This window comes from Tenacibaculum sediminilitoris, from assembly GCF_964513795.1.
GTDB lineage: Bacteria > Bacteroidota > Bacteroidia > Flavobacteriales > Flavobacteriaceae > Polaribacter > Polaribacter sediminilitoris.
Map to the genome: position 1 here is coordinate 70,694 of NZ_CAZEQR010000002.1, position 25,151 is coordinate 95,844.

General features: G+C 30.1%; 21 protein-coding genes. 15 read left to right on the forward strand and 6 right to left on the reverse strand.

Features of this window, described 5'->3' with window-relative positions:
* The first annotated feature begins 17 nt into the window (after window positions 1-17).
* From ACKTSW_RS00850 to ACKTSW_RS00865, 4 genes are read left to right on the forward strand one after another with little or no spacing between them, the layout of a single operon-like run.
* Window positions 18-593: an RNA polymerase sigma factor gene (locus ACKTSW_RS00850; RefSeq protein ID WP_408023382.1), complete on the forward strand. Its 576-nt coding sequence runs from the start codon at window positions 18-20 to the stop codon at window positions 591-593.
* Window positions 583-1,113: a hypothetical protein gene (locus ACKTSW_RS00855; RefSeq protein ID WP_408023383.1), complete on the forward strand. Its 531-nt coding sequence runs from the start codon at window positions 583-585 to the stop codon at window positions 1,111-1,113. Before ACKTSW_RS00850 ends, ACKTSW_RS00855 begins: the two co-directional genes overlap by 11 nt.
* On the forward strand, window positions 1,100-2,170 hold the full coding sequence (locus ACKTSW_RS00860; protein ID WP_408023384.1) for a hypothetical protein: 1,071 nt from the start codon (window positions 1,100-1,102) through the stop codon (window positions 2,168-2,170). The genes ACKTSW_RS00855 and ACKTSW_RS00860 overlap by 14 nt, the downstream gene beginning before the upstream one ends.
* A gap of 25 nt (window positions 2,171-2,195) precedes the next feature.
* On the forward strand, window positions 2,196-2,924 hold the full coding sequence (locus ACKTSW_RS00865) for a head GIN domain-containing protein (RefSeq protein WP_408023385.1): 729 nt from the start codon (window positions 2,196-2,198) through the stop codon (window positions 2,922-2,924).
* 78 nt (window positions 2,925-3,002) lie between these two features.
* On the opposite strand, the gene ACKTSW_RS00870 is transcribed toward ACKTSW_RS00865, so the two are convergent.
* Both ACKTSW_RS00870 and ACKTSW_RS00875 read right to left on the reverse strand, forming a co-directional pair.
* Window positions 3,003-6,683, reverse strand: a complete 3,681-nt coding sequence (locus ACKTSW_RS00870) for a transglutaminase domain-containing protein (protein ID WP_408023386.1) — start codon at window positions 6,681-6,683, stop codon at window positions 3,003-3,005.
* A gap of 224 nt (window positions 6,684-6,907) precedes the next feature.
* A complete protein-coding gene (locus ACKTSW_RS00875) occupies window positions 6,908-9,547 on the reverse strand; it encodes a valine--tRNA ligase (protein WP_408023387.1) in 2,640 nt (879 codons plus the stop codon).
* Window positions 9,548-9,737: 190 nt separating this feature from the next.
* On the opposite strand from ACKTSW_RS00875, the gene ACKTSW_RS00880 reads away from it, so the two are divergent.
* Complete coding sequence (locus ACKTSW_RS00880) at window positions 9,738-10,103, forward strand: DUF1573 domain-containing protein (RefSeq protein ID WP_408023388.1); 366 nt, start codon at window positions 9,738-9,740, stop codon at window positions 10,101-10,103.
* Between the two features lie 69 nt (window positions 10,104-10,172).
* Here the strand turns inward: ACKTSW_RS00880 and ACKTSW_RS00885 are convergent, their stop codons facing one another.
* Entirely contained in the window at window positions 10,173-11,513 is a 1,341-nt protein-coding gene (locus ACKTSW_RS00885; RefSeq protein WP_408023389.1) for an aspartyl protease family protein, read from the reverse strand.
* Window positions 11,514-11,670: 157 nt separating this feature from the next.
* On the opposite strand from ACKTSW_RS00885, the gene ACKTSW_RS00890 reads away from it, so the two are divergent.
* Window positions 11,671-12,861, forward strand: coding sequence for a pyridoxal phosphate-dependent aminotransferase (locus tag ACKTSW_RS00890; RefSeq protein ID WP_408023390.1), 1,191 nt, complete (start codon window positions 11,671-11,673; stop codon window positions 12,859-12,861).
* Window positions 12,862-13,872, forward strand: a complete 1,011-nt coding sequence (gene murB, locus ACKTSW_RS00895) for a UDP-N-acetylmuramate dehydrogenase (protein ID WP_408023391.1) — start codon at window positions 12,862-12,864, stop codon at window positions 13,870-13,872.
* Between the two features lie 58 nt (window positions 13,873-13,930).
* Here the strand turns inward: murB and aqpZ are convergent, their stop codons facing one another.
* Window positions 13,931-14,617: an aquaporin Z gene (aqpZ, locus tag ACKTSW_RS00900; protein ID WP_408023392.1), complete on the reverse strand. Its 687-nt coding sequence runs from the start codon at window positions 14,615-14,617 to the stop codon at window positions 13,931-13,933.
* A 136-nt stretch (window positions 14,618-14,753) separates the two neighbouring features.
* Between aqpZ and ACKTSW_RS00905 the strand changes: the two genes are divergently transcribed.
* The 5 genes from ACKTSW_RS00905 to lipA all read left to right on the forward strand — a co-directional run bounded on the left by ACKTSW_RS00905 (window position 14,754) and on the right by lipA (window position 18,888).
* Window positions 14,754-14,957, forward strand: a complete 204-nt coding sequence (locus tag ACKTSW_RS00905; RefSeq protein ID WP_028892532.1) for a hypothetical protein — start codon at window positions 14,754-14,756, stop codon at window positions 14,955-14,957.
* Window positions 14,958-14,992: 35 nt separating this feature from the next.
* Window positions 14,993-16,099, forward strand: a complete 1,107-nt coding sequence (locus ACKTSW_RS00910; protein WP_408023393.1) for a glycosyltransferase — start codon at window positions 14,993-14,995, stop codon at window positions 16,097-16,099.
* Window positions 16,090-16,653: an RNA polymerase sigma factor gene (locus ACKTSW_RS00915; RefSeq protein ID WP_408023394.1), complete on the forward strand. Its 564-nt coding sequence runs from the start codon at window positions 16,090-16,092 to the stop codon at window positions 16,651-16,653. Before ACKTSW_RS00910 ends, ACKTSW_RS00915 begins: the two co-directional genes overlap by 10 nt.
* Window positions 16,654-16,759: 106 nt before the next feature.
* Window positions 16,760-17,980: an Nramp family divalent metal transporter gene (locus tag ACKTSW_RS00920; RefSeq protein WP_408023395.1), complete on the forward strand. Its 1,221-nt coding sequence runs from the start codon at window positions 16,760-16,762 to the stop codon at window positions 17,978-17,980.
* 38 nt (window positions 17,981-18,018) lie between these two features.
* On the forward strand, window positions 18,019-18,888 hold the full coding sequence (gene lipA, locus ACKTSW_RS00925) for a lipoyl synthase (RefSeq protein ID WP_408023396.1): 870 nt from the start codon (window positions 18,019-18,021) through the stop codon (window positions 18,886-18,888).
* A 275-nt stretch (window positions 18,889-19,163) separates the two neighbouring features.
* On the opposite strand, the gene ACKTSW_RS00930 is transcribed toward lipA, so the two are convergent.
* Window positions 19,164-20,522, reverse strand: coding sequence for a pyridoxal-phosphate dependent enzyme (locus ACKTSW_RS00930; protein ID WP_408023397.1), 1,359 nt, complete (start codon window positions 20,520-20,522; stop codon window positions 19,164-19,166).
* Between the two features lie 22 nt (window positions 20,523-20,544).
* A complete protein-coding gene (locus ACKTSW_RS00935; protein WP_408023398.1) occupies window positions 20,545-21,780 on the reverse strand; it encodes an ABC transporter permease in 1,236 nt (411 codons plus the stop codon).
* 139 nt (window positions 21,781-21,919) lie between these two features.
* Between ACKTSW_RS00935 and ACKTSW_RS00940 the strand changes: the two genes are divergently transcribed.
* The 3 genes from ACKTSW_RS00940 to ACKTSW_RS00950 all read left to right on the forward strand — a co-directional run bounded on the left by ACKTSW_RS00940 (window position 21,920) and on the right by ACKTSW_RS00950 (window position 25,099).
* Window positions 21,920-22,504, forward strand: coding sequence for a GNAT family N-acetyltransferase (locus ACKTSW_RS00940; RefSeq protein WP_408023399.1), 585 nt, complete (start codon window positions 21,920-21,922; stop codon window positions 22,502-22,504).
* The gene (locus tag ACKTSW_RS00945) at window positions 22,505-23,611 is read left to right on the forward strand and encodes a helix-turn-helix domain-containing protein (RefSeq protein WP_408023400.1); all 1,107 of its coding nucleotides are present in this window, start codon (window positions 22,505-22,507) and stop codon (window positions 23,609-23,611) included.
* Between the two features lie 249 nt (window positions 23,612-23,860).
* Window positions 23,861-25,099 (forward strand): exo-beta-N-acetylmuramidase NamZ family protein, encoded by a 1,239-nt coding sequence (locus ACKTSW_RS00950; protein WP_408023401.1) that lies wholly within the window; start codon window positions 23,861-23,863, stop codon window positions 25,097-25,099.
* Window positions 25,100-25,151 lie beyond the last annotated feature (52 nt).

The following is a 25,151-nucleotide window of genomic DNA, read 5'->3' on the forward strand; positions in this document are numbered from 1 at the left end:
ATTGTCTCTAGTATAGAATGATTTCATTGGAGTCGCAACAAACACATATCAACCAACTAATCGAACGTTGTAGAAAAAACGATAATTCTGCACAAATGCAGGTATATCAGAGCTATTACAAAGCTATGTATAATACATCATATCGTATTTTAAAAGACGAGTTCGAAGCAGAAGATTTAATTCAAGAAGCGTTTTTAACCGCTTTTACGAAATTAGATACTTTTAAAGGTGAAGTTACTTTTGGTGCGTGGTTAAAAAGAATTGTAATTAATAAGAGTTTAACCCAATTAAAAAAAGTTACTCGATATGATGAAGTACGAATGGATGTGATTCCTAGCCATGAAGTAGAAGATATTGAGATAGATTATAGTTCTTTAGAGGTTAAAAGAGTTATAAACTGTTTACAAAGCTTAAAGGATAATTACAGAATTGTATTGACCTTAAACCTTATTGAAGGTTATGATTATGAAGAAATCGCTCAGATATTAAATTACACCAATGAAAATGTGCGAACAACAGTATCTAGAGCAAAAAAGAAGTTAAAACAAGTATTAACAGCTAATACTAATAAAACACAAGTATATGGAGGATAAACTACATCAGTTTTTTAAAGAAAATGATTTTGATGTTTTTGAACCTCATCAAGGACATTTAAATCGATTTCAACGAAAACTAGAGTCGCCAAAACAAGCTAAAAAACCATCTTATTTTTGGATGAGTATCGCAGCTTCAATAGTATTAGTTTTAGGGTTTTACCTTGGTAGTTACCAACAAAAAAACACCTACGACTTAGCCGATATTTCGCCTAAAATGGCAGAAGCTCAAAACTTTTTTGTTACAACTATAAACCAAGAGTTAAAAGAAGTTGAACAATATAGAAGTTTAGATACTGAAATGGTTATTGAAGATTCTTTAAATGAAATTGAAGAGTTAGAAGACCAATACAAAACTCTCTTAAAAGAACTATCTAAAAGAGAAAACAAACATCAAATTATCAGAGAGATGATACAAAATTATCAACAACGGTTAGATGTATTAGAAAAACTTCTTTTACGATTAGAGTTACAACAAAACCCTGCTAAATTAGAAATATTAGAAGATGAAATTATATAAACTACTTTTCCTACTGCTATTCATTCCTACACTTTTAGTAGCTAATGATAAAAAACACGAAAAAAGCAAAAACATACGTAAAACTTTTTCTGTTAACAAAAATGCAACCTTATATATTAACAACAAATATGGTAATGTTAATGTAACCACTTGGAACGAAAACAGAATAGAGATTAACATCAAAATAACAGTTAAGGGTAATGACTTATCTAATGTTGAACGTAGGTTAAAAGCAATTGATGTTCAATTTGAATCTACTCCTAGTTTAGTAGAAGCCAGAACCATTATTGAAAAAACAAAGTCAAGTTGGTCTTGGTGGGGCAACAATAACACAAGCTATAAGATTAACTACTTTGTTAAGATGCCAATTACCAATAATGCCGATTTAAATAATAAATACGGAAACATTGAGCTAGATAAACTAGAAGGTAAATCTAATATTAATTGTAATTATGGTAAAGTACAAATTGATCAATTATTAAATGAAACTAATAACATTAATTTAGATTATTGTGGTACTTCTGAAATTAACTTTATAAAATCAGGAAACTTAAGTGTTGATTACTCTAAGTTAGCCATTCTAAAATCAGAAAACTTAAAAGTAAATGCCGATTATTCTACCATGAAAATAGGTACAGCAAATAATGTTGACTTTAATAGTGATTATGGAAGTATTTCTGTAGATGATGCCTCAAACATTAATGGTAGTTCTGATTATGCAAGTATAAAAATAGGAACCTTAAGAAAAAACTTAAAGATTAATACCGATTATGGCGGTGTTAGAGTTAGAAATATTGAAAAAGGTTTTGAAAACATTGTTATTGACGGAAGCTATGCTGGTATTAAACTTGGTACCTATAGCGATAACAACTTTAACTTTACTGTTGATTTAGATTATGCTGGATTTGGGTATCCTGAAAACCATATAAATATGTTTAAAAGCATTAATAAATCATCTAAAAAACATTACGAAGGTACTTTTGGTAAAAACAACTCTAACTCTACTATTACTATAAAATCTAGATACGGTGGTGTTTCTTTGAAATTAAATAATTAACTAATAACTTACAAATTATACTAAAATGAAAAAATTAGCAGTCTTATTATTAACACTTTCTTTTAGCTTTCAAACTCAAGCACAAAGCTGGTGGAGTTCTAAAAAAGTTAAAGGAAATGGAAATGTCATTACACAAACACGCACTATTAAATCGTTTGACAAAGTAAGCGTTGGAGGTTCTTTTGATGTCTATTTAGTAGACGGAACCGAAGGTAAATTAACCATTGAAGGAGAAGAAAACATTTTAAAATACATTGAAACAGAGGTTAAAAAAGGAAAGTTAAATATTAACTTTAAAGAAAATACCAATATTAAAACTACAAAAAAGTTAATAATTACTGTTCCTTTTGAAAAAATTGAATCGGTTGCTTTAGGAGGATCTGGAAATGTTATTGTAAAAAAATATATAAAGGCTGATGAAGTTTCTTTTGCTTTGGGAGGATCAGGAAATATTATGGCTAGCGTAAATGCTAACACTGTAAAAGCATCAATTGGAGGCTCTGGGAATATTAAATTAAAAGGCAAAACAGACAATCTTAAATGTTCTATTGCTGGATCTGGAAATGTAAAAGCTTACGATTTAAATACCAGCTCATTAAAGGCTAGCATTGCTGGATCAGGAGACGTACAAACCTCTGTAAGTGGTAAAATTAAGGCTTCTGTTGTGGGATCTGGTAGTGTATACTATAAAGGAAAACCTTCACACATTGACAGCAACTCTGTAGGATCAGGTGATGTGATAGACAAAAACTAAAACTCCAGAAAACAATTATAAAAAAATCCGCTGTAAGTTTACAGCGGATTTTTCACATTTAAAGCCCCATTAAATAGCTTATTTGTAAGATACTAAAACATCTCTAGTATCTAAAATTTTTGTCACATAATCCTTAAACTTTGAATAATCTTCTGGTTTTATCAAGTCGGTAGTTACATGCGCCACTATACCTACTTCTAGTTCATTTTTTTTTGTTAATTTATATGAAATAGAAAATGTATGATTCATAAAAGAATAATTAACATCCTCTGGTACATCTACAAACTCTTGATTATCTTTTAAACTTATTACTATTTTCTCTATATAATCGTCTGTGTTTTCATATTTCCTATAATCAATAGGATATAAGCGTTTATCTAATTGGATTACTGAATTATTATAGGGGTTTAAGTAATATGGTATTTTGAAAGTAAGTAAACTTCCTACTTTATTAATCTTTATATCGCTTGTCAACTTAGTTTTATACGTTACATCTCCTTTTTCTTTATTGTAATTTATACTTTCTATATTAATAAGCTTAACTGGATTAGTACTTCTGTTAGAAATTTCGTCAAGTATTTCATCTTCTAACAATTTTCCTTTTTTATTCGTCAGTATATCAATATAATAAGAAGCTAAATGTCCTGATACTTCTGTAATTAATTCTATATCAGATTCTTTTTTATTCAACTCTAGTTCTGTTACACTTTTAAAAGTAGTCTTTTCTCTAGAGACATTATTAAGCTTAAACAACTCATAAATATTTATTTTAGAATTATCGTAAGGTATTTCTAAGGCTGTAGCTTCACGAAGAGACATTGGTAAAGACTTATAAGGAAGGGTTTTGTCTGTAAGTTCTAAAAACTGATCTTTGCCATCTATTTTTACTTTTACAATACAATGGTTGAAATCTGTACTAGGAAGAAGTAATTGATTTTTCGCATAATCTGATGTTAATATCAACACCATATTTACATCTAATTTTGCCTTTTTAGCCAAAACTAAAAATAATGATGAAAAATCTTTGCAATCACCTAATTTAGTTTTTATTGTTTTAGACGGTTTTTGAGGAACATAACCTCCTTGCCTGAAACTTACATGGCTATAATTTAAATTATCTGTAATGTAATAATAGATTTTTTTTGCTCTTTCATTTTCAGACAATTGATCATAACCTTCTGGAAATATTTCTTTAAATGTTTCTTCAACTCTCTTATCTACTCTTAATTGTTTTCTTACTATATCTGAATACCATATCGCTATATCATTCCATGAGCTAATGGAACTTATACTTAATCTTGTCACAACATCGTTAAAAGCTGGCATATAATCTTCTGAAACAGGAATACTTGGCGCATTTTCTAACTTCCATTCATGAATATAGTATTCTCCTTTTTTATACTTATTATACTCTACTCTTCCATTTTTTACTAGATGATTTACTTCTTTATCTAAAGTTAAAAACCTATAGACACTTCTTACCACAGGATGGTAGCCATTAAAACTATGACTTAATATATAATCCTTATAAAACCTTCCATAAGTTGAATACGTTTTTTCATAATCGATATAAATAACATCTTCAACTTCTAATCCTGTAAAAACTAAGTTAGATCCCTTGCGATCTGCTGGTACTGATTCTCCATTTGGTTTTATTATTTCTGCTTTTTTAATTTGATAGTCTCCTGATAAACCAAGATTATATTCTTTAAATATTTCAACCCCATTCTTAGAAGTTACCTCATAAATAAACGTTTCTTGAAGTTCACCCCCGCCTCTTTTATAACTCAATACATTTGACTGATCTAATAAAATATTAACTCCGTAATTATTAACTGTACCTTTTCCTCTGCCTTCTTTAATAAAATTATAAGGCTCTTTTAAAGCAAACTCACTTAAAGCTCTTTTTTTATTTTCCAAATCATTAATTCTACCTCTAAGCTTCTTATTAGACGGACTTCTAGTTAACGCTTTTTTATATAAACTTATAGCTTTATCATTCTCTCCTATTTGAGTATGTATATCTCCTTTCAACTTAAAAAACAAAAATGAATTTGGATAATTTATAAGTGCTTTTTCTACAAAAGGCAAAGACTCCTTAAACTGGTCAGTATCATGCAATACCTGTACTAAATCATATATAAAATTATTATCATCTTTAAACCTATTTATAACCTCTGTGTATATCTTAACAAGATCCTCAATTCTATTATGTTTTTTGTAATAATATGCTAAATATTTTACCACTTCTGAATTTAATTCAGATTCGTTGTACTTTTCAAGTATACTTATTGTTGCATTATCGTCATTAAATAGTTTTGAGTAAAACTCTGCAAAAACAGGTTTCATAGAAGTTGGTAACGTACTATCATTCAACAAACTATCTAACTTATTTCTCATTTCCTGTCTGTTCTCACGACGTAGCAAGATCATAAACTCCGATACTGTTTTTATAAATGGGTAATCTACAGAGTTTCCTATTTTTTTTAGTTTCTCTTCATAATTTTTAATATCCAACCTCATTAATTCGTCAAAGTTTTCATATTCTAAAATAGAGGATAGATAATAATTCGGGTCTTCTCTTTTAATATTGTTTTGCAACTTTTTAAGGGTACTTTGATCTCCTTTAGCATCATAACATTTTATTAAGCATGATTTAATTAAAGAACTCTTAGGATGCTCCTTAGACCATTCCTCTAAAAGATGTATTGCTTTTTCTGTTTTACCATTTCTATAATAGGTAAGAAACAAACAAAACCTTGTTAAATTAATATCATTTTTTAAATCTTTTATTTTTTCTTTAAAATAAGTTTCAATACTATGAGGTTTTAGTATAGCATTAACTTTTTCTAGACTACCTTTTGTATATTTTCTATTTTTAAAAGATATATTATAATTCTTAAGAGGTTTCTCGTTTAAATCCTCTAATCGTAATATAAAATAAGGAGTGCTCCCTTCTGTAGCTAATTTAACTAAAACTCTATTAACACCTTTTTGTAAATTTACCTCATAAGTATACGCATCTAATTCTGTAATATATTTATCGTCTCCTTCTAGAATTAATACATCATTTAACCATAGCCTTATTAAACCTCCTTTACCTAGCTTTAACTTTACTCTTTGACTTTTTGGAGAGTTAATAAATGTTTGAGCATAATGAACACCAGAACCATATTCAGAATGGTTAGTAAAAAAATTATATGGACTAATTTCATTAGGTGATTTATACCATTGAGTATCTCCATTGCTTTGAGCATCAAAAACAACTTTATTTGATACCTCTTCTTCTGGTGGGTATGGCATATCTATACCACTAGAGTTTAAGTTTTCAAAAACACCACAATATTCCCAATCATTAATAGCATTAACCTTATTCATTAAGGAATAATATTCTTTCCACTTTTTTTGATGTCTTTTAGATATTGCTTGCAAATAATAAAGTCCATTCTTAACTGTAGAGTTTTGTATTTTTGAAGCATCTATTAAGTGCGGTAAATTAAATGTTTCAGAACTAAAACCTGTTTCTAAATAATCACTAAAGAAATAAGTCATAGTCCAATTAGAAAACATGTAATTTTCATAATTTTTATAAGTCGTTACTTCATTTAAAAAATTAGAGTCAGACTGCATCATTCCGTTTTCACTTTCCACTAATTTTTTTAACATCAAAATCTCAATGTCTTTCTCAGCATCTAATTGGTTAACCAAATTAAGAGCCTCTTTTCTGTTATTATCTAAAAGAGCATCCCATACTTTCACATTTTTTTGAGCAGTAACGGTAAGTGAAAAAAATAAAAAAAATAAACAAGAACAAAGGCTTCTTATTCTTGAGTAAATAAAGTAATAAGTCATAGTATATAATTATAGCATTTTTTAAATAGTTTCAAACCTAAAAAAATAGAATAGAATAACCTAAAAATAAATAAAAAAATCCGCTGTAAGTTTACAGCGGATTTTTTATTTTAGGACAACACACTTTTTTTCTATTGTAACGAAGCTAAACTAGCTTTAATCGTTTCAATTTTAGCTAAGGTATCCGATTCTTTTTTACGCTCTAAAGCAATTACCTGCTCTGGTGCGTTGCTCACAAATCGCTCGTTAGACAACTTCTTTTGAACCCCCGTTAAAAAACCTTCTGCACGTTTTAGTTCTACATTTAGTTTTGTTAGTTCTGCCTCAACATCAATCGTATCTAATGAAATTGGGACAAAATATTCGTTTGACTTCACGCGGAATGAAGCAGCTCCTTCTACTTTGTCTGATACATAAGTAACTTCGGAAGCATTAGTTAACTTTTGAATTACCGCATCAAAATCTTTAGTATAGTTTTCGTTATTTACCACAGCTAATTCAACAGCATCTTTAAACGAAATATTTTTGTCTTTTCTAATCGTTCTAATTCCTGAAACCACCTCTGTTGCAAACTCAAAATTAGCTATCAATTCTTTGTTTGTTTTCCCTACAGTTGGGTATTTTGCAATAATCAATGCTTCTTCTGGAGTTCTTTCGGTGATGTGCTGCCATATTTCTTCTGTTAAGAAAGGCATGAAAGGGTGTAATACTTTCAAGTTATTTTCTAACACTTCTATTACAGCTTTATATGTTTTAGCATCTATCGGCTGTTGGTATCCTGGTTTTACAATTTCTAATAACCAAGACGAAAAGTCATCAGTAATTAATTTGTAAATAGCCATCAACGCATCCGATAATCGGTATTTACTAAAGTGGTCTTCTATTTCAAGTAATACTTTATTAAACTTCGCTTCGTACCAAGCTAAACCTATTTTAGCTGTTTCAGGTTGTGCTAAATTTTCATCTACTTCCCATCCTTTAATTAAACGGAAGGTATTCCAAATTTTATTAGCAAATCCTTTTCCTTGTTGACATAAATCTTCGTCAAATAATAAATCGTTTCCTGCTGCAGCACTTAATAATAGTCCTACTCGAACTCCATCTGCACCAAAATCTTCAATTAATTTTAAAGCATCTGGTGAGTTTCCTAACGATTTGCTCATTTTTCTACGTTGCTTGTCACGTACTAATCCTGTTAGGTATACGTTTTCAAACGGACGTTGATCTTTGTATTCATATCCAGCAATAATCATACGTGCCACCCAAAAGAATAAAATATCTGGCCCTGTAACTAAATCGTTTGTTGGATAATAGTACTTAATTTCTTCATTTTCTGGATTACGGATTCCATCAAAAACAGACATCGGCCATAACCAAGAAGAAAACCATGTATCTAATGCATCTGGGTCTTGTTTTAAGTCTGAAGCAGTTAATGAGATATTCCCTGTTTTTTCTTTTGCTAATTTTACTGCATCATCTATATTTTCAGCTACTACAAAGTCTTCTTTACCATCTCCAAAATAGAATGCAGGGATTTGTTGTCCCCACCACAACTGACGAGAAATATTCCAATCACGAATGTTTTCCATCCAGTGACGATACGTATTTTCAAACTTTCTTGGAAATAACTTCACCTCTCTATTTTCTCCTAAAACAGCATCAATAGCTGGTTTTACTAGTTCTTCCATTTTCAAAAACCATTGGTCTGATAATCTTGGTTCTATTACTGCCTTGGTTCTCTCTGAAGTTCCTACTTTATTCGTATGAACTTCTGTTTTCACTAAAAATCCTTTCTCTTCTAATTCTTTGGTGATTTCTTTACGAACCACAAAACGATCTTTCCCTTCATAATGTAATCCGAAGGAGTTTAAGCTTGCATCTTCATTAAAAATATCAATTATTTCCAACTTATGCTTATCTCCTAAAACTTTATCATTTTCATCATGAGCAGGTGTTACTTTTAAACAACCTGTACCAAATTCAACATCTACATACTCATCTTCAATAATTGGAATTTCTCTATTACATAAAGGTACAATTGCTTTCTTTCCTTTTAAATGAGTGAAACGTTCATCATTCGGATTGATACAAATAGCTGTATCTCCTAAAATAGTTTCAGGACGTGTAGTTGCAATGGTTACTTTTTCATCAGAACCTACAATATCGTACTGTAAATAGTATAAATTCCCTTGACGCTCTTCATAAATTACTTCTTCATCAGAAAGTGTCGTTTTTGCTTCTGGATCCCAATTTACCATACGGTATCCACGATAAATTAGTCCTTTATTATATAAGTCTACAAATACTTTAATTACCGATTCTGACAACATAGGATCCATCGTAAACGCAGTACGATCCCAATCACAGGAAGCTCCTAGTTTTTTCAACTGATCTAGAATAATTCCTCCGTATTCATTCTTCCATTCCCAAGCATGAGCGAGAAACTCTTCACGAGTTAAATCATTTTTATTAATTCCTTGTTCTTTTAACTTCGCTACTACTTTTGCTTCAGTAGCAATTGAAGCATGATCAGTACCTGGAACCCAACATGCATTTTTTCCTTGTAAACGAGCTCTACGTATTAATACATCTTGAATAGTATTGTTTAACATATGCCCCATATGTAATACTCCTGTTACATTTGGTGGTGGAATAACAATAGTATATGGTTCACGCTCATCTACTTCTGAATGAAAATAATTATGTTGCATCCAGTAGTCATACCACTTTCCCTCTACTTCTCTAGAATTATATTTTGATGGAATATTCATATATTATATGTATCTTTATGGTTAAATAATTTAACATTTTTTAACCTTTGGCATTGTTTTTGAAATTCAATTAGCAAAAATACAACTATCTGTGAGGTACAGAAAATTAGAAGTTGTTTTTTTTATAACTTAAATAAATAATACTAAATTTGTAACGGTTAATACCCTTAAAAAAATTAATTTTAACATTATGAAAACAATTTTATCATTTGTAGCTGTTTGTTTTATTACTTTAACAGTAAGCGCTCAAGAATTTAAATTTGAAACTGAGACTATTGACTATGGAAAAGTAGTTCTTGGGTCTGAAGGGAAGCGTGTATTTGAATTCACTAACGTAGGAGATGCTCCATTAATCATAGAAGATATAAAATCAACTTGTGGTTGTACAGTTCCTACAAAACCAGAAAAGCCAATTATGCCAGGTGAGAAAGGACAAATTGAAGTTTCTTACGATACTAAGAGACCAGGAGGTTTTTCTAAGGCTATTACCATTATTTCTAACGCAAAGAAAAAAAGAAAAATGGTTAAAATTAAAGGTTTTATCGTAAAAAGTTAAAAAACACAGTAAGCCGATAGTTAAAAAACTACTTTATAAAAAAACTCAACCAGATTGGTTGAGTTTTTTTTATAACCTTTTTTCTAATTTAAATACAAACTTCAACTTAACACTTGCCCTTTCTACTTCTATCTTTATTTTCTTTCCTGGTTTGGTATGAAACATATCTATAATCTCATTTAAATGAAACTCATGTGCTGCCTTGCCATTTATTTTTTTTATAACATCTCCCTCTAAAAGCCCTACTTTAAATGCAGGTGAATTCACTACAATTTTATCTATTTTATATTTGGGCTTAAAACGATAAAAGTAACTATTTACAAATGAAATGACATTTTTTTTAGGTGTTTGATCACTTGAGTTATAAGTATCTACATATTTTGTTAAAGCTTTTTCTTTTATTAATTCTTGCCCATCATACACTACATGCAACCCACTCATATTATAATAAAAACCTTGTTTTAAAGAAGCATTTTTTTTGAGTATCACCCTACTATTAGGGTAATCTATCCAAACTTTAAAACGTTTCAAAATAGCTCCTCCAATACTACCATTTCTCTCTTTAAACTGTCTTGCATTAAATGTAGATGATGAATCTAAAAATGATGCGGTTGGTTCTTCTATTTTAAACTTTCCTATTACTACTTTTGGAATCCTACTACGGTTTCCATAAATAGTTCCACTAAACCCTTCCCCAATTATATCTTTAAAAAATTTTTTGGGCGTTTTTAACTCATCTTTTGTTCCTTCAAAAAGCCACACAGCATCACTTCCTCCAGTATCTATTAATAATTTTACTGGCAACATATTGTTTCCTACTGTATCTACTTGCACTTTTGTATTTATATAAGGCTTATTCCTATAAAACTGTAAAGGAAAGCTTTCACACTTTTTACATACAGGTTTCTTATATGTTTTTGGATTATAAAAATCTATTCTCTTATTAACATAATTAATTCTAACAATAACATCTTTTAATAAATCATACCCTATAATACCATGAATTGTCGTTCCCATTTTTGCTGAAATATCAAAAGCATCTTTTAAAATAACGTACAATCCTTGGTTATAACTTACTATATTTTTTATTCTGAAATTATTTCCTCTCGAAAACAATGCTTCAACAGGCTCTCCGCTTCCTAACCCCCTAATAAATACTTTTTTCACATTATTTAATCCAATACTATCATTTGACGTCAGGTTAAATAAAATTGTTTTGTTTACCCCGGTATCTAAAATAAATGATAATTGATGCCCATTAATTTCTAACGGAATAACAATTAAATTATTTATTAAACGAAATCTTATTGACTGTTTATCTGTGTTTTTTCCAAAAAATTGAAATTTTCGTTGCGAAAAAACAGACACACTAAAAAATAGCATGAAAAAGTATAGTAATAATTTATTCAAAGTAAAATAGTTTTATGGTTTAGTCTTAAATATACAATCTTCATTTCATAATTTCTCTTTTTTATGATTTTTTTAACCGTTTTTTTCCTTAGAAACAACCTGATTTTATCAAAAATATTTCGCAAATTTGCCAATCAAACAACTAATTAAATACAACATGCCATCTATTTCTAGTAAAGGGAATGCTATGCCTCAATCACCAATTCGTAAATTGGTTCCTTATGCAGAGGCAGCAAAAAAAAACGGAACAAAAGTTTATCACTTAAATATTGGTCAGCCAGATATTAAAACACCAAAAGTTGCTTTAGATGCTGTAAAAAACAATACTTTTGAAGTTTTATCATACGCTAGGTCTGAAGGTTCTGAAAAGTACAGAATAAAATTAGCTAACTACTATGCTAAAAACGACATTCATGTAACCGCAAATAATATTATTGCAACTACCGGAGGTTCAGAAGCTTTGTTATTTAGTATTGGAAGTATCACAGACCCAGGAGATGAAATTATTATCCCTGAACCTTTTTATGCTAATTATAATGGGTTTTCTACTGCTTCGGGAGTAAAAGTAGTGCCTGTTATTTCTAAAATTGAAAACAATTTTGCCTTACCTGCAATTGAAGATTTTGAGAAATTAATTACTCCTAAAACCAAAGCAATTTTAATCTGTAACCCTGGAAATCCAACTGGATATTTGTATAGCAAGGAAGAAATTGAAAAATTGAAACAAATTGTATTAAAACATGATTTATTTTTAATTGCTGATGAAGTATATCGTGAATTTACATATGATGGTGAAAAACATAATTCAATAATGACTTTAGAAGGTTTAGAACAAAATGCTATTATGATTGATTCTGTTTCTAAACGCTATAGTATGTGTGGTGCAAGAATTGGTTGTATTGTTTCTAAAAATGAAGAATTTATCAATACTGCTATTAAATTTGCGCAAGCACGTTTAAGTCCGCCAACCTATGCTTTGTTAGCCAGTGAAGCGGCTTTAGATACACCTCAAAGTTATTTTGATGAAGTTATTGAAGAATATGAAGATCGTAGAAATACATTAATTACTGAATTGCAGAAAATTAATGGAGTAAAAGTTGCAAACCCTAAAGGAGCTTTTTACTGTGTAGCTGAATTACCAGTAAATGATACCGATGATTTTGCACAGTGGATTTTAGAAAAATTTAACGATAACAACGAAACTGTTATGGTGGCTCCTGCAAGTGGATTTTATTCTACCGAAGGTGAAGGAAAAAATCAAGTTCGTATTGCCTATGTTTTAAATAAAGTTGATTTAAAACGTTCGGTTAAAATACTAAAAACTGCTTTAGAACAATACAATAGCTAATTGAATATTCAAAAAAACATATCTTTAAAAGAATACAATACGTTTGGTATTAATGTAAATGCCAAACGTTTTGTTTCTATTACTTCAGTATATGAATTACAACAACTTGTAAAAGAAGAAAAAGACATCTTTTTAATTTCTGGTGGTAGTAATATGTTACTTACTAAAGATATTGAATCTTTAGTCGTTCATATTGATATTAAAGGAATTTCGATAAATCAAGAAAACCTTAATGATGTTCACATAACTGTGAATGCTGGTGAAAATTGGCATGAGTTTGTATTATGGTGTGTTTCTCTAAACTATGGAGGATTAGAAAACTTATCGCTTATCCCTGGAAACGTAGGCACATGCCCTATCCAAAATATTGGAGCATATGGAGTTGAAGTAAAAGACACTATAACAAAAGTAGAAGCTGTTGAAATTGAAACAGGAAAGTTAATTTCTTTTACTGCGGAAGAATGCAAATTTGGATATAGAAGTTCTATTTTTAAAAATAATGCTAAAGGAAAATACATATTAACTTCTGTTAGTTTTCAATTGACAAAAAATAGTCATAAACTTAATATTTCTTACGGAACAATAGAATCTGAATTATCTTCAAAAGGAATTACAACTCCTACCATTAAAGATATTTCTGATGCCGTTATTACTATTCGCAAGTCAAAATTACCCGATCCAAAAGAAATTGGTAATAGCGGAAGTTTCTTTAAAAATCCAGTGATTTCTAAAAAAAAATTTGAAATACTTCAAAAAAAATACCCTAACATTCCCTCATATGTGATTTCAGACACTGAAATTAAAGTTCCTGCTGGTTGGTTAATTGAACAAAGCGGATTTAAAGGAAAGCGTTTTGGTGACTATGGAGTACACGAAAAACAAGCCTTAGTTTTAGTGAATTATGGTAATGCTAAAGGGAAAGAAATTTACAAATTAGCGCAAAAAATTCAACAGACTATTAAAGACATATTTAATATTAACCTTGAAATAGAAGTTAATATCATTCAATAAAAAAAGGAGCGCTAGTATAAATTAGCGCTCCTTTTATTTTATTTTATGTAATTAATTATTATTCTTTATCAAACAAAGTTTTATAAATGAAACCTCCTGCCACTGCTCCTGCAATCGGTGCAATCAAAAACAACCACACTTGTGATAAATAACCTTCGCCAGCAAACAATGCTTGACTCAAAGAACGAGCTGGATTTACAGAAGTATTTGTAATGGGAATACTTATTAAATGAATAAGAGTTAAACCCAAACCAATAGCAATAGGTGCAAAACCTTTTGGCACATTTCTATGAATACTTCCTAAAATAATTAGAAGGAAAAACATAGTTAATAAGAACTCTGTTATAAAAGCTGCTGTTAAGTTATAACCTCCTGGAGATAACTCTCCATAACCGTTTGCTGCAAAACCTCCAAGTGATTCGAAGCTGTCTTTATCTGTTACTATTAAATATAAAAAAGAAGCTGCCAACAAAGCACCAACTAATTGAGAAATGATATATGGAAACACCTCCTTTGCTGTATGATTTCCTCCTGCCCATAAACCTATAGTAACAGCAGGGTTAAAATGGCCTCCAGAAATATGCCCAACAGCATACGCCATAGTTAATACTGTTAAACCAAATGCCAATGCAACACCTGTAAAACCAATACCTAACTCAGGAAATCCTGCTGCAAAAACAGCACTACCACAACCTCCAAAAACTAACCAAAATGTTCCGAAGAACTCAGCAAAATATTTTTTCATATTCATGTTTTTAAAATTATATTGATATATAATTAAGACCCTCAAACACACAAAAGTCACAATCTTATAAATCTCACTTAATTTCATATAGAAAAAATAGGAAGTTTGTACCTTTGCAAGTACAAAACAATATATCATGAAATTAATTTTTGTTACCATAGGATTATTAGCGTTAGCATTTGCTGGAATTGCCATTAAAATTTGGGCAAAAAAAGACGGAGAGTTTGCTGGTACTTGTGCTAGTCAAAACCCAATGTTAAATGAGAGTGGTGAAGCTTGTGGGTTTTGTGGTAAAACCCCAGATCAGTTCGATACATGTAGCGAACCACAACATAATTAAGCTAAGCAATACTCAACTAACCATTTACTTTCTTTATGATTTTTACAATTCTGTTCTACACTTTTGTAGTAGTTACAGCTATTCAGGTACTGTATTATTTATTCTTTTTAACTTTTGCTTATGGTCAAAATAAAATAAAAATAAATACCGATGTAAATATCCCTGTATCAGTTATAGTTTATGTAAAGAATAATGCTGATGTCTTAATTGATTCTATTCAAAACTTAACAAAACAAAAATATTCTTCTTTTGAAATTGTTTTAGTTAATAATGCCTCTTCAGACAACTCTCTTGATATAATAGAAACGTTGCAGAAAAAACATTCCAACATCAAAGTAGTTAATGTAGAAAATACTGAAGCTTTTTGGGGGAATAAAAAGTACGCCTTAACTTTAGGCGTAAAAGCTGCTACTCATGAGCATCTCTTATTTACAGAAATAAATAGTAAAGCTTTATCAAAAAATTGGATTCATGAAATAGCTAGTAATTTTTCACAAGAAAACACTATCGTAATTGGCTATCAAAAACTAAAGCGTAAGAAAAACTCGTTTAGTAACTTGCTCATCCGTTTTAATCATCTACTTAGAACTATTCAATCATTATCTTTTGTGAAATTCAGGAATCCGTATAATGCTACCAACCACAACTTTGCCTACACTAAGAGTGTGTTTTTTAAAGTAAATGGTTACATTAATCATCTAAATACATTTATTGGAGAAGCAGATTTATTTTTAAAAGATGCCGCAACAACTAATAATACTACTTACTCAATTAAACTAGACAGCTTTGTAGTTTCAAACAAACACCTTTCTTTTAAAGAATGGTTTTATTCACAAAAACAAACGTCAATTCTTTTTTCTTTATACAAATTAAAACCTCGGTTTTTTCTCAGACTTTTTACTCTTACAAAGCTTCTTTTTTATCTTTTAGCAATTTATACAACTATTCTTAACTGGAAGTTATCCCTACCTTTTATAATTAGTTATTTTCTTATTCAGTACGTTGTTCTTGGCAAATCAGCCTCCAAGTTACATGAAAAAAATATTATTCTATTATTACCATTTCTTGATATTTGTTTAGTATTACTGCAAATTAGTATCTTTATATCAAATCAAATTTCGAAACCTACGCATTGGAAATAAATCAAGAGAAAATACTACATCACATTCAACAAGCAAAAAAAGGAAATCAAATATCCTTCAATTATTTATTAGATACTTTTTGGAGTAGTGTATATGCGTTTCAGTTAAAACAAACTCAAAACGATAATGATGCTGAAGATATTACCATTCAAACTTTTTCAAAAGCTTTTGATCGAATTAAAACTTTTGATGAAGAATATCAGTTTAAAACTTGGTTAATTGCCATTTCGAAAAATGTTTACATCGACTCTCTTCGAAAGAAAAAATCTACTATTTACACACAAACTACTGAAGAACAAGAAAAAGAGGTGTATTCCGTCGTTGATAATGCTCCTTCACCTGAAGATAAAATTATTACCGAACAAAACTTAGCAAAACTTTTAAAAGACATTAAAAAGTTAAAACCTAAGTACCAAGAAGTCATCAATCTTCGTTATTTCCAAGAGCTAAGTTATAAGGAAATTTCTGAACAAATAGAAGAGCCTATGAACAATGTTAAGGTTAAGTTACTACGTGCTAAAAAATTATTAGCTGAAATAATAAAGAAATCATAAATTGCAAAACCTTTAAAGTTCAGGTTTTTATGATTTTAAAACTATTTTTTTACAACTCAAAAAAGTTTAAACATATTTTTTAGCTTACTAAACCCCACCCTCCTCAATGAAAAAATCTATCTTAGGCCTATTAGGTCCCGGAATATTATTTGCTGGCGCTGCTATTGGTGTTTCTCATTTGGTACAATCTACTAGAGCAGGTGCCGATTTTGGTTTTGGTTTACTTTGGGCACTTTTACTAGTACATATTATTAAATATCCTTTTTTTCAATTTGGGCCAAGGTATGCTACTGCCACAGGTGAAACTCTACTCGATGGTTATAAAAAACTAGGTAAAGGAGTTTTGGCTAGCTACTTTATCTTAAATTTTGCTACCATGTTTACCATACAAGCAGCAGTAACTATCGTTACGGCTAGTTTGGCATCTAACCTTTTTGGACTTCCTCTTAACTCGGTTAGTTGGTCTATAATTATTATGCTTGTAAGTATTATCTTTTTAGGGATAGGAAAGTATAAACTTTTAGATAACTTAATGAAATATATTATTGTTATATTAACCATAAGTACCATCATTGCTGTTAGTATTGCCTTGTTTAAAACGGATAAAGGTTTTAACTTTCAACAAATAGTACCGAGCGGAACTGCGCAAGTAACCTTTTTAATAGCCTTTTTAGGATGGATGCCTGCTCCTTTAGACATTTCTATTTGGCACTCTTTATGGTCTGTAGAAAAAGATAAGGCTACTTTTGAAAAAATTAAACCTAAGCAGGCTATTTTCGATTTTAATATTGGTTATATCGGAGCTTTATTTTTAGGAGTTTGTTTTATTATGTTGGGTGGATTGGTCATGTATCAATCTGGAGAATCATTTTCTAGCAAAGGAACTATTTTTGCTTCTCAATTAATTAATTTGTATACTAAAAATTTAGGAGAATTTTCTTCTGTATTTATTGGAGTTGCAGCCTTTACAACTATGTTTAGTACTACTATCACTACTTTAGATGCTTCTCCAAGAGCAATGAAAAAATCTTATCAATTGTTATTCCCTAAAAAAATAAAACTTGGATATTGGTTTTGGTTACTTTTATTAACGCTAGGAACTACTGTTATTCTAAACTATTTTTTAAGTGATATGATTTTTCTTGTACGAATTGCAACCGTTTTGTCTTTTTTAACAGCCCCTTTTTATGCTATTTTAAATTACATTTTAATTACAGGAAAACATACACCAAAAAAATACCGACCAGGACTAGGTTTACGTATTTTAAGCCTAATAGGAATCATTTTTTTATTCGGGTTTAGTATTTGGTTTTTACTTAGTTTATAAATCTTTTCTTCGTAAATTTGCAATTCAATTTTTATGGAATGGCAAACGAAACAGTAGCAACACCAGAAAGAACAAAAAAACCAAAATGGTTACGTGTAAAATTACCTGTAGGGAAAAAATACACAGAACTAAGAGGGCTTGTTGATAAATATAAATTGAACACCATTTGTACCAGCGGAAGCTGTCCTAATATGGGAGAATGTTGGGGAGAAGGTACAGCTACCTTTATGATTTTAGGTAATACCTGTACACGCTCTTGCGGATTTTGTGGTGTTAAAACAGGGCGTCCAAATACTGTTGAATGGGATGAACCTGAAAAAGTAGCTCGCTCTATCAAATTAATGAATATTAAACACGCGGTAATTACTTCGGTTGATCGTGATGACCTAAAAGATGGAGGCTCTATTATTTGGTCTGAAACGGTACAAGCTATCCGTAGGGCTAATCCAAATACTACTTTAGAAACTCTAATTCCTGACTTTCAAGGAAACGAAAAATTAATAGACCGTATTATTGAAGTAGCTCCAGAAGTAGTTTCTCACAATATGGAAACTGTACGTCGTTTAACTCGTGAAGTTCGTATTCAAGCGAAATACGATCGTAGTTTAGGTGTTTTAAAATATTTAAAAGACAATGGAATGAGAACCAAATCGGGAATTATGCTTGGTTTAGGAGAAACTGAAGACGAAGTTATAAAAACCATGAAAGATTTACGTGGTGTTGGATTAGATGTGATAACTATTGGTCAATACTTACAGCCTAGTAAAAAACATTTACCTGTTAAAGAGTTTATTACACCAGAACAATTCAAAAAATACGAAACATTAGGATTAGAAATGGGCTTTATGTATGTAGAAAGTGGTGCATTAGTACGATCTTCATATAAAGCACATAAGCATGCTAGTTAAAATTTTAACTTTTTTACTAAAATTTTATTAACGAAACACATATTTATTGTGTATTTTTTAACTTAACCGCTTTTTAAAGTTAAAAAATTGTGAATTATCAAATACCAATATACAAGATATTAGGTTAATTCGTAATTTTGGCACAGATATTGGAAACAACAATACCGTAAGCAAGTAATATTGTTTTCATTGTGTAAATTATTTGAATTAGTTGATTAACAAAGAAGCCCGCTCAATTGAGCGGGCTTTCTGTTTTATGTTTATGATGAAACTACTTAAATAGCTCTAATAATATCATATTTAGTAATGATATGATGTTTTCCGTTTTCTAAATCAACTAACACTGCTTGATTTTCTTTGTTAATTAACTTCGACACCTCATCAATAGAAGCTGATTTTTTAACTGTAGGGTATGCTTTACCCATTACCTCTTTAATAGGTTTTTCTGCAATATTCTTATCTTCTAAATAACTATGTAATAGTACCGATTCATCTACCGATCCAATAAACCCTTTTACATCTCTTACAGGTATTTGTGATATCTTAAACGCACGCATTCTTTCAATAGCATGCGATACTAATTCTTCTGTTTGAACAGTTACTAATGGTTTATTTATATGATCTTTAATTAAATCTTCTGCTGTAGTAATTTCTTCTTCTAAGAAACCTCTATCACGCATCCAATCGTCATTAAACATTTTTCCTACATAACGACTTCCATGATCGTGAAATAACACTACTACTACATCATCTGGTTTAAACTTATCTTTTAACTGTAACAACCCTTTGATTGCTGATCCTGCTGAGTTTCCAACAAAAATACCTTCTTCCTTCGCTATTTTACGCGTATAAACTGCAGCATCTTTGTCGGTTACTTTCGTAAATCCATCAATTAAAGAAAAGTCTACATTTTTCGGTAAAATATCTTCTCCAATTCCTTCTGTTATATATGGGTAAATTTCATTTTCATCAAAAATACCAGTTTCATGATATTTTTTAAATACAGACCCATACGTATCTACTCCCCAAATTTTAATATTTGGATTTTTTTCTTTTAAAAACTTAGCGGTACCTGAAACCGTTCCTCCTGTTCCTACTCCAACAACAAAATGTGTAATTTTACCATCGGTTTGCTCCCAAATTTCAGGTCCTGTTTGCTCGTAATGTGCTTGTGCGTTTGACGGATTGTCGTATTGATTTACATACCAAGAGTTAGGCGTTTCTTTACCTAAACGTTTAGAAACAGAATAATACGAACGAGGATCATCTGGTTCTACATTCGTAGGACAAACAACTACCTCTGCTCCTACTGCACGTAGGATATCCATTTTCTCTTTAGATTGTTTGTCTGAAATTACAAAAATACACTTGTACCCTTTTACAATAGCTGCTAATGCTAATCCCATTCCTGTATTTCCTGAAGTACCTTCAATAATGGTACCTCCTGGCTTTAAACGACCATCTGCTTCGGCATCTTCAATCATTTTCAACGCCATACGGTCTTTCACAGAGTTTCCTGGATTAAACGTTTCTACTTTAGCTAATACTAAAGCATTTACTTCTTTTGTTACTGAGTTTAATTTAACTAAAGGTGTGTTACCAATAGTTTCTAATATATTTTTTGCGTACTTCATATCTTATTAATGTTATGCAAAACTAAGCAAATCGAATGGATTTTGAAGGGCGGATTTTTGTGATAATATATGAAGGAACAATCAACATTAAAAAACATAATGCTAACGTACCCATGTTTAACAATAAAATTGCCAAGAAATTAATATCTACAGGCATTGTTGACACATAATAAGTTTCAGGATCTAGACTTATTAACTTCGTATATTTTTGGGTTAAAAGAATACTAAGTCCGATAAGATTTCCCCAGAACAATCCTTTAAAAATTAAGTAAGAAGCATTGTATAAAAATATTTTTCGAATACTCCAATTTACACTTCCCAATGCTTTTAAAATTCCAACCATTTGTACACGCTCTAAAATAAGCACTAACAATGCTGTTACCATATTTATTCCTGCAACTAATACCATGATCCCGATAATAAACCACACATTATTATCTAATAGTTTTAACCACTCAAAAATAGCTGGGTAATTACTTACAATTGTAATACTATTTAAGGTTGCTCCAATACTTGTATACACTTCATCTCCCTTTTCTTTAAGCTTGTCATAATCATCAATCAATACTTCAAAACCTCCTATCTCATTATCTTTCCAACGATTAATTTTCTGCACTTCTCTTAAATCTCCCAACAACATAATCTTATCAAACTGTTCAAAACCTGTATTGTATATTCCCACAATAATTGGCTTTCTAGATTTGAACTTTAACTTGCTATTTTGAGCTCCAAACCATGTTTGAATTGTATCGTTTAGTTTAAAATGTAATCGATTTGCGATGGATTCAGAAATGAGAATTTCTCGATTTCTATCTTGTGTAAAATCTGGTAGACGACCTTCTACCAAACACTCATTAAAAAAAGTAACATCATAATCGGCAGTAACTCCTTTGAAAATGATTCCTTCAAAATCAGTAGGAGTTCTAATTATTCCTCCAACATTAGCAAACGGTTGTACTTTTTTTATTCCGTCAATGTTTTTAAATTCTGGATAAAACTCTTGATTAATATCAATCGGAACTGTAGAAACATCTGAATTGTTATTATCGTAATTTACAATTTGAATATGCCCTTTAAAACCTGTCATTTTATCGCGCACCTTATTCTGAAATCCAGAGGTAATTGATACCGCAATCAACATAATAGCCACCCCAAGAGCAATAGCAATGGTAGCAATGGTTATGATAGGTGATGAAATACTGCTTTTATACTGTTTTCCAGCAATGATTCGTTTTGCTATGAATAGTTCGAAGTTCAAATGTTTTCTTTTTTACAAAACCAAAAGTAACTAATTCTTATGTAAAGAAAGAGAAGAATACCTAGGTTTTAATTCTTTAACTTTTATTATTCTTAAAAAATAGAAATCTGTACCTTTGAGTTCATTAAAATTGTTATTAATGAGAATAGCTACTCAAAAAGATAAAAACCTAGTTACTAAAGTCCTACATAGTTCATTCGTAAATATCACAACTGCTAACTCTATTAACTTTGTAGTAAAGCAAGATAAAAACAGAAGTAAGCGTCTTTTATTTTTGGCTGAATATATGTTCAACATAGCCTATTCTTTTGGAGAAGTATATATTTCTGATAATGAAAATGCATGTTTACTTATTGTATACCCTCATAACAAAAAAAACACCTATAAAACCATTTGTTGGGACATACAACTAGCTATAAAAACAATCGGTTTCAATAAAATCCTAAAAGTTTTAAGACGTGAACAACAGCTAAAAAAGTATCATATTAACGAACCACATATTCATCCATTAGTATTAGGAGTTTCACAAGAAATGCAAGGAAAAGGCATAGGACCAAGACTAATTAAAGAAGTATTTGAATATCATAAACACAACACATTACCTTGTATTATTGAAACCACTTCAGAATCGAATTTGAAGCTATATAAACGATTCGGTTTTACAATTTTCAAAAAAACTCACGAATTCAACTACCCTTTATATTTTTTAAGAAAAGATTTTTAAATGTTCGGAACGCAAATACACCCTATAACATTCTTTTTCATTTTATTACAAATCACAATATCCTTCCTTTCATTTTTTAATTGGTTAAGAAACCCGAAAGAAAAAGATAGAGTTAGATACATTTTTGTTGTAATCTCATTTTTAGCATATAACATAACCTCTGGTATAATTCCAGACGAAAACCTACACTTCAATAGAATAGCTCAAGATATTATTGCTTATACAGTAGGCATTAGTTGTGCTGTTTACTTTCTATATTATCTTTATAAAGATTTTAAAATTAAACCTGTCAAATTTTTAAGTGCAAATACTGTTTTAGCAATTTTAGGTTTAGATTTTTTATTTCTTTTTATAATTCCATACATTATAACCTACAATTTAAACATCTCTCGCAATCTATTTTTAATTATCCCGATACTTATATGCTTTGCTGCACTATCAAATATTAATTATTATTTATACAACGATTTTAGTAAAGAACAAAACTGGTATTATAAAGCACGAATATTTTGCGGAGCTTTTGCTATGTTAAGTTTAATATCTTTCCCCTTAACAATCATTATTTTTGGAGATAATCAACCTATAGAACACACTGTTTTTAATTTAGGTTTCATTTCTGTATCGATATCTTATATCTTAAAAATTCGTTACCTAACAGACATTAATGCTCGTATAAAAAAACAAATGAATTCTTCTGCTAAAGACAAAATACATATAAATGATAAAGAGAAAGAAATTATATACTTAATTCTAACGAACCCTAATAAAACTTATGATGAATTAGTTGAAAAATATTTCTCAGAAAACAATCTTCAATTATTAAAAAGTAAACTCTATAAAGTTTTAAATCATCTTGATGATGATGAAGTTTTACATAAAATAGAATATAAAATTCTTCAACAATTTAAAAACTATCAATTTTCAAATAGAGAAATTGAAGTAGCAACTCTTATTTTAAATTATACGAAATATAAAGACATCGCAAATAAGATGTCTGTTACTGAAAAAACAATTTCCAAACATGCATCTAATATTTTCAAAAAAACTGAAGTGAAAAATAAAACTGAGTTTATAGAACTATTTAAAATGTCTCACACACAAACATAACCATATTAAAAACACCAAAATAACACATATACGTATAAAAATACGTATTATAACGTGTACTTTTACGTGTTTATTTTTTCAGTTTTATAACTCTTTAGAATATAATTGCATTGTAATTCAAGAAAGGGAAAGGTTAAGTTGAATCTTTACTTTAGAACTACAAATTTTCAGCTTGGAAAATAGAAAGTTTTTAAAGCTAATTGTTATGAAAATAAAAGCGCTAAATTTATACCTTATAATTTATAATTTATGAGATATTTATTAAGTGCTTTTTTAGTATTCTCTTTTTTTATAGGTTCTTGTGCACAGCAACAGAAATCGACAAAAAAAACAGTAGAGAAAGAACAAGCACAAACCATTAAAACGGGCGCTGATAGAATTGACCAATACCTTCCTCTTTTAAAGAATAAAAATATTGCCATAGTTGCAAATCAAACTTCTGTTTTAAAAGTATTACAACGAGCTGAAGTTGCACCTAACATTATGGGGGCTGAAATAGTACAACATCACTTAGTAGATTATTTACATAATTACGATAGAATTAACGTGCAAAAAGTATTTGCTCCTGAGCATGGTTTTCGTGGAAAAGCTGATGCTGGTGAAGCGATAGCTGATGGAAAAGATGTAAAAACAGGGATTCCAATCATCTCCTTGTACGGAAAAAACAAAAAACCTTCACCAGAACAACTCAAAGGAATTGATGTGGTAGTTTTTGACATTCAAGATGTGGGGGCTCGCTTTTATACTTATATTTCTACGCTACATTATGTAATGGAGGCTTGTGCTGAACTTGGAATCCAAGTGATTTTACTTGACAGACCTAATCCTAATGGTCACTATATTGACGGACCTGTTTTAGAACCTGAACACAAAAGTTTTGTAGGTATGCACCCTGTTCCTGTAGTTTACGGAATGACGATTGGAGAATACGGACAAATGATTAACGGAGAAAAATGGTTAGCCAATGGTATTCAGTGTGATTTAACCGTAATTCTTTTAGAAAATTATACACATCAATCAACATATAGTTTACCAATAAAACCATCGCCTAATTTACCGAACGACATTTCAATAAACTTATACCCGAGTTTATGTTTTTTTGAAGGAACCAATGTATCTGCTGGAAGAGGCACCAATAAACAATTTCAAATTTATGGTTCACCTTTTTTAGAAAAATCTGACTTTAGTTTTACACCACAACCCAACGAAGGAGCAAAACACCCTAAACACAAAGAAAAAATATGCTTTGGAGAAGACTTAAGCGCTTCTGAAAGCTTAGTTAGCCTAAACCTTAGTTGGCTAGTAAAAGCATATCAACAATCTCCTAAAAAAGACTTTTTCAATACTTTTTTTACCAAATTGGCAGGTACAAAAAAGCTGCGACAACAAATTGAAGAAGGTCTTTCTGAAAAAGAAATCAAAGCGAGTTGGCAACTAGGTTTAGAAAATTTTAAAAAAGTACGTGAACAATACTTGATTTACCCATAGTATTATTTAACTAAATTTTTATTGATTTTAACCCTAATTTTCAATAACTTGG

Coding starts and splice junctions, on each gene's coding strand:
- ACKTSW_RS00850 (WP_408023382.1), top strand. CDS start 18: ATGATTTCATTGGAGTCGCAACAAACACATATCAACCAACTAATCGAA.
- ACKTSW_RS00855 (WP_408023383.1), top strand. CDS start 583: ATGGAGGATAAACTACATCAGTTTTTTAAAGAAAATGATTTTGATGTT.
- ACKTSW_RS00860 (WP_408023384.1), top strand. CDS start 1,100: ATGAAATTATATAAACTACTTTTCCTACTGCTATTCATTCCTACACTT.
- ACKTSW_RS00865 (WP_408023385.1), top strand. CDS start 2,196: ATGAAAAAATTAGCAGTCTTATTATTAACACTTTCTTTTAGCTTTCAA.
- ACKTSW_RS00875 (WP_408023387.1), bottom strand. CDS start 9,547: ATGAATATTCCATCAAAATATAATTCTAGAGAAGTAGAGGGAAAGTGG.
- ACKTSW_RS00880 (WP_408023388.1), top strand. CDS start 9,738: ATGAAAACAATTTTATCATTTGTAGCTGTTTGTTTTATTACTTTAACA.
- ACKTSW_RS00890 (WP_408023390.1), top strand. CDS start 11,671: ATGCCATCTATTTCTAGTAAAGGGAATGCTATGCCTCAATCACCAATT.
- aqpZ (WP_408023392.1), bottom strand. CDS start 14,617: ATGAAAAAATATTTTGCTGAGTTCTTCGGAACATTTTGGTTAGTTTTT.
- ACKTSW_RS00905 (WP_028892532.1), top strand. CDS start 14,754: ATGAAATTAATTTTTGTTACCATAGGATTATTAGCGTTAGCATTTGCT.
- ACKTSW_RS00910 (WP_408023393.1), top strand. CDS start 14,993: ATGATTTTTACAATTCTGTTCTACACTTTTGTAGTAGTTACAGCTATT.
- ACKTSW_RS00920 (WP_408023395.1), top strand. CDS start 16,760: ATGAAAAAATCTATCTTAGGCCTATTAGGTCCCGGAATATTATTTGCT.
- lipA (WP_408023396.1), top strand. CDS start 18,019: ATGGCAAACGAAACAGTAGCAACACCAGAAAGAACAAAAAAACCAAAA.
- ACKTSW_RS00930 (WP_408023397.1), bottom strand. CDS start 20,522: ATGAAGTACGCAAAAAATATATTAGAAACTATTGGTAACACACCTTTA.
- ACKTSW_RS00940 (WP_408023399.1), top strand. CDS start 21,920: ATGAGAATAGCTACTCAAAAAGATAAAAACCTAGTTACTAAAGTCCTA.
- ACKTSW_RS00945 (WP_408023400.1), top strand. CDS start 22,505: ATGTTCGGAACGCAAATACACCCTATAACATTCTTTTTCATTTTATTA.
- ACKTSW_RS00950 (WP_408023401.1), top strand. CDS start 23,861: ATGAGATATTTATTAAGTGCTTTTTTAGTATTCTCTTTTTTTATAGGT.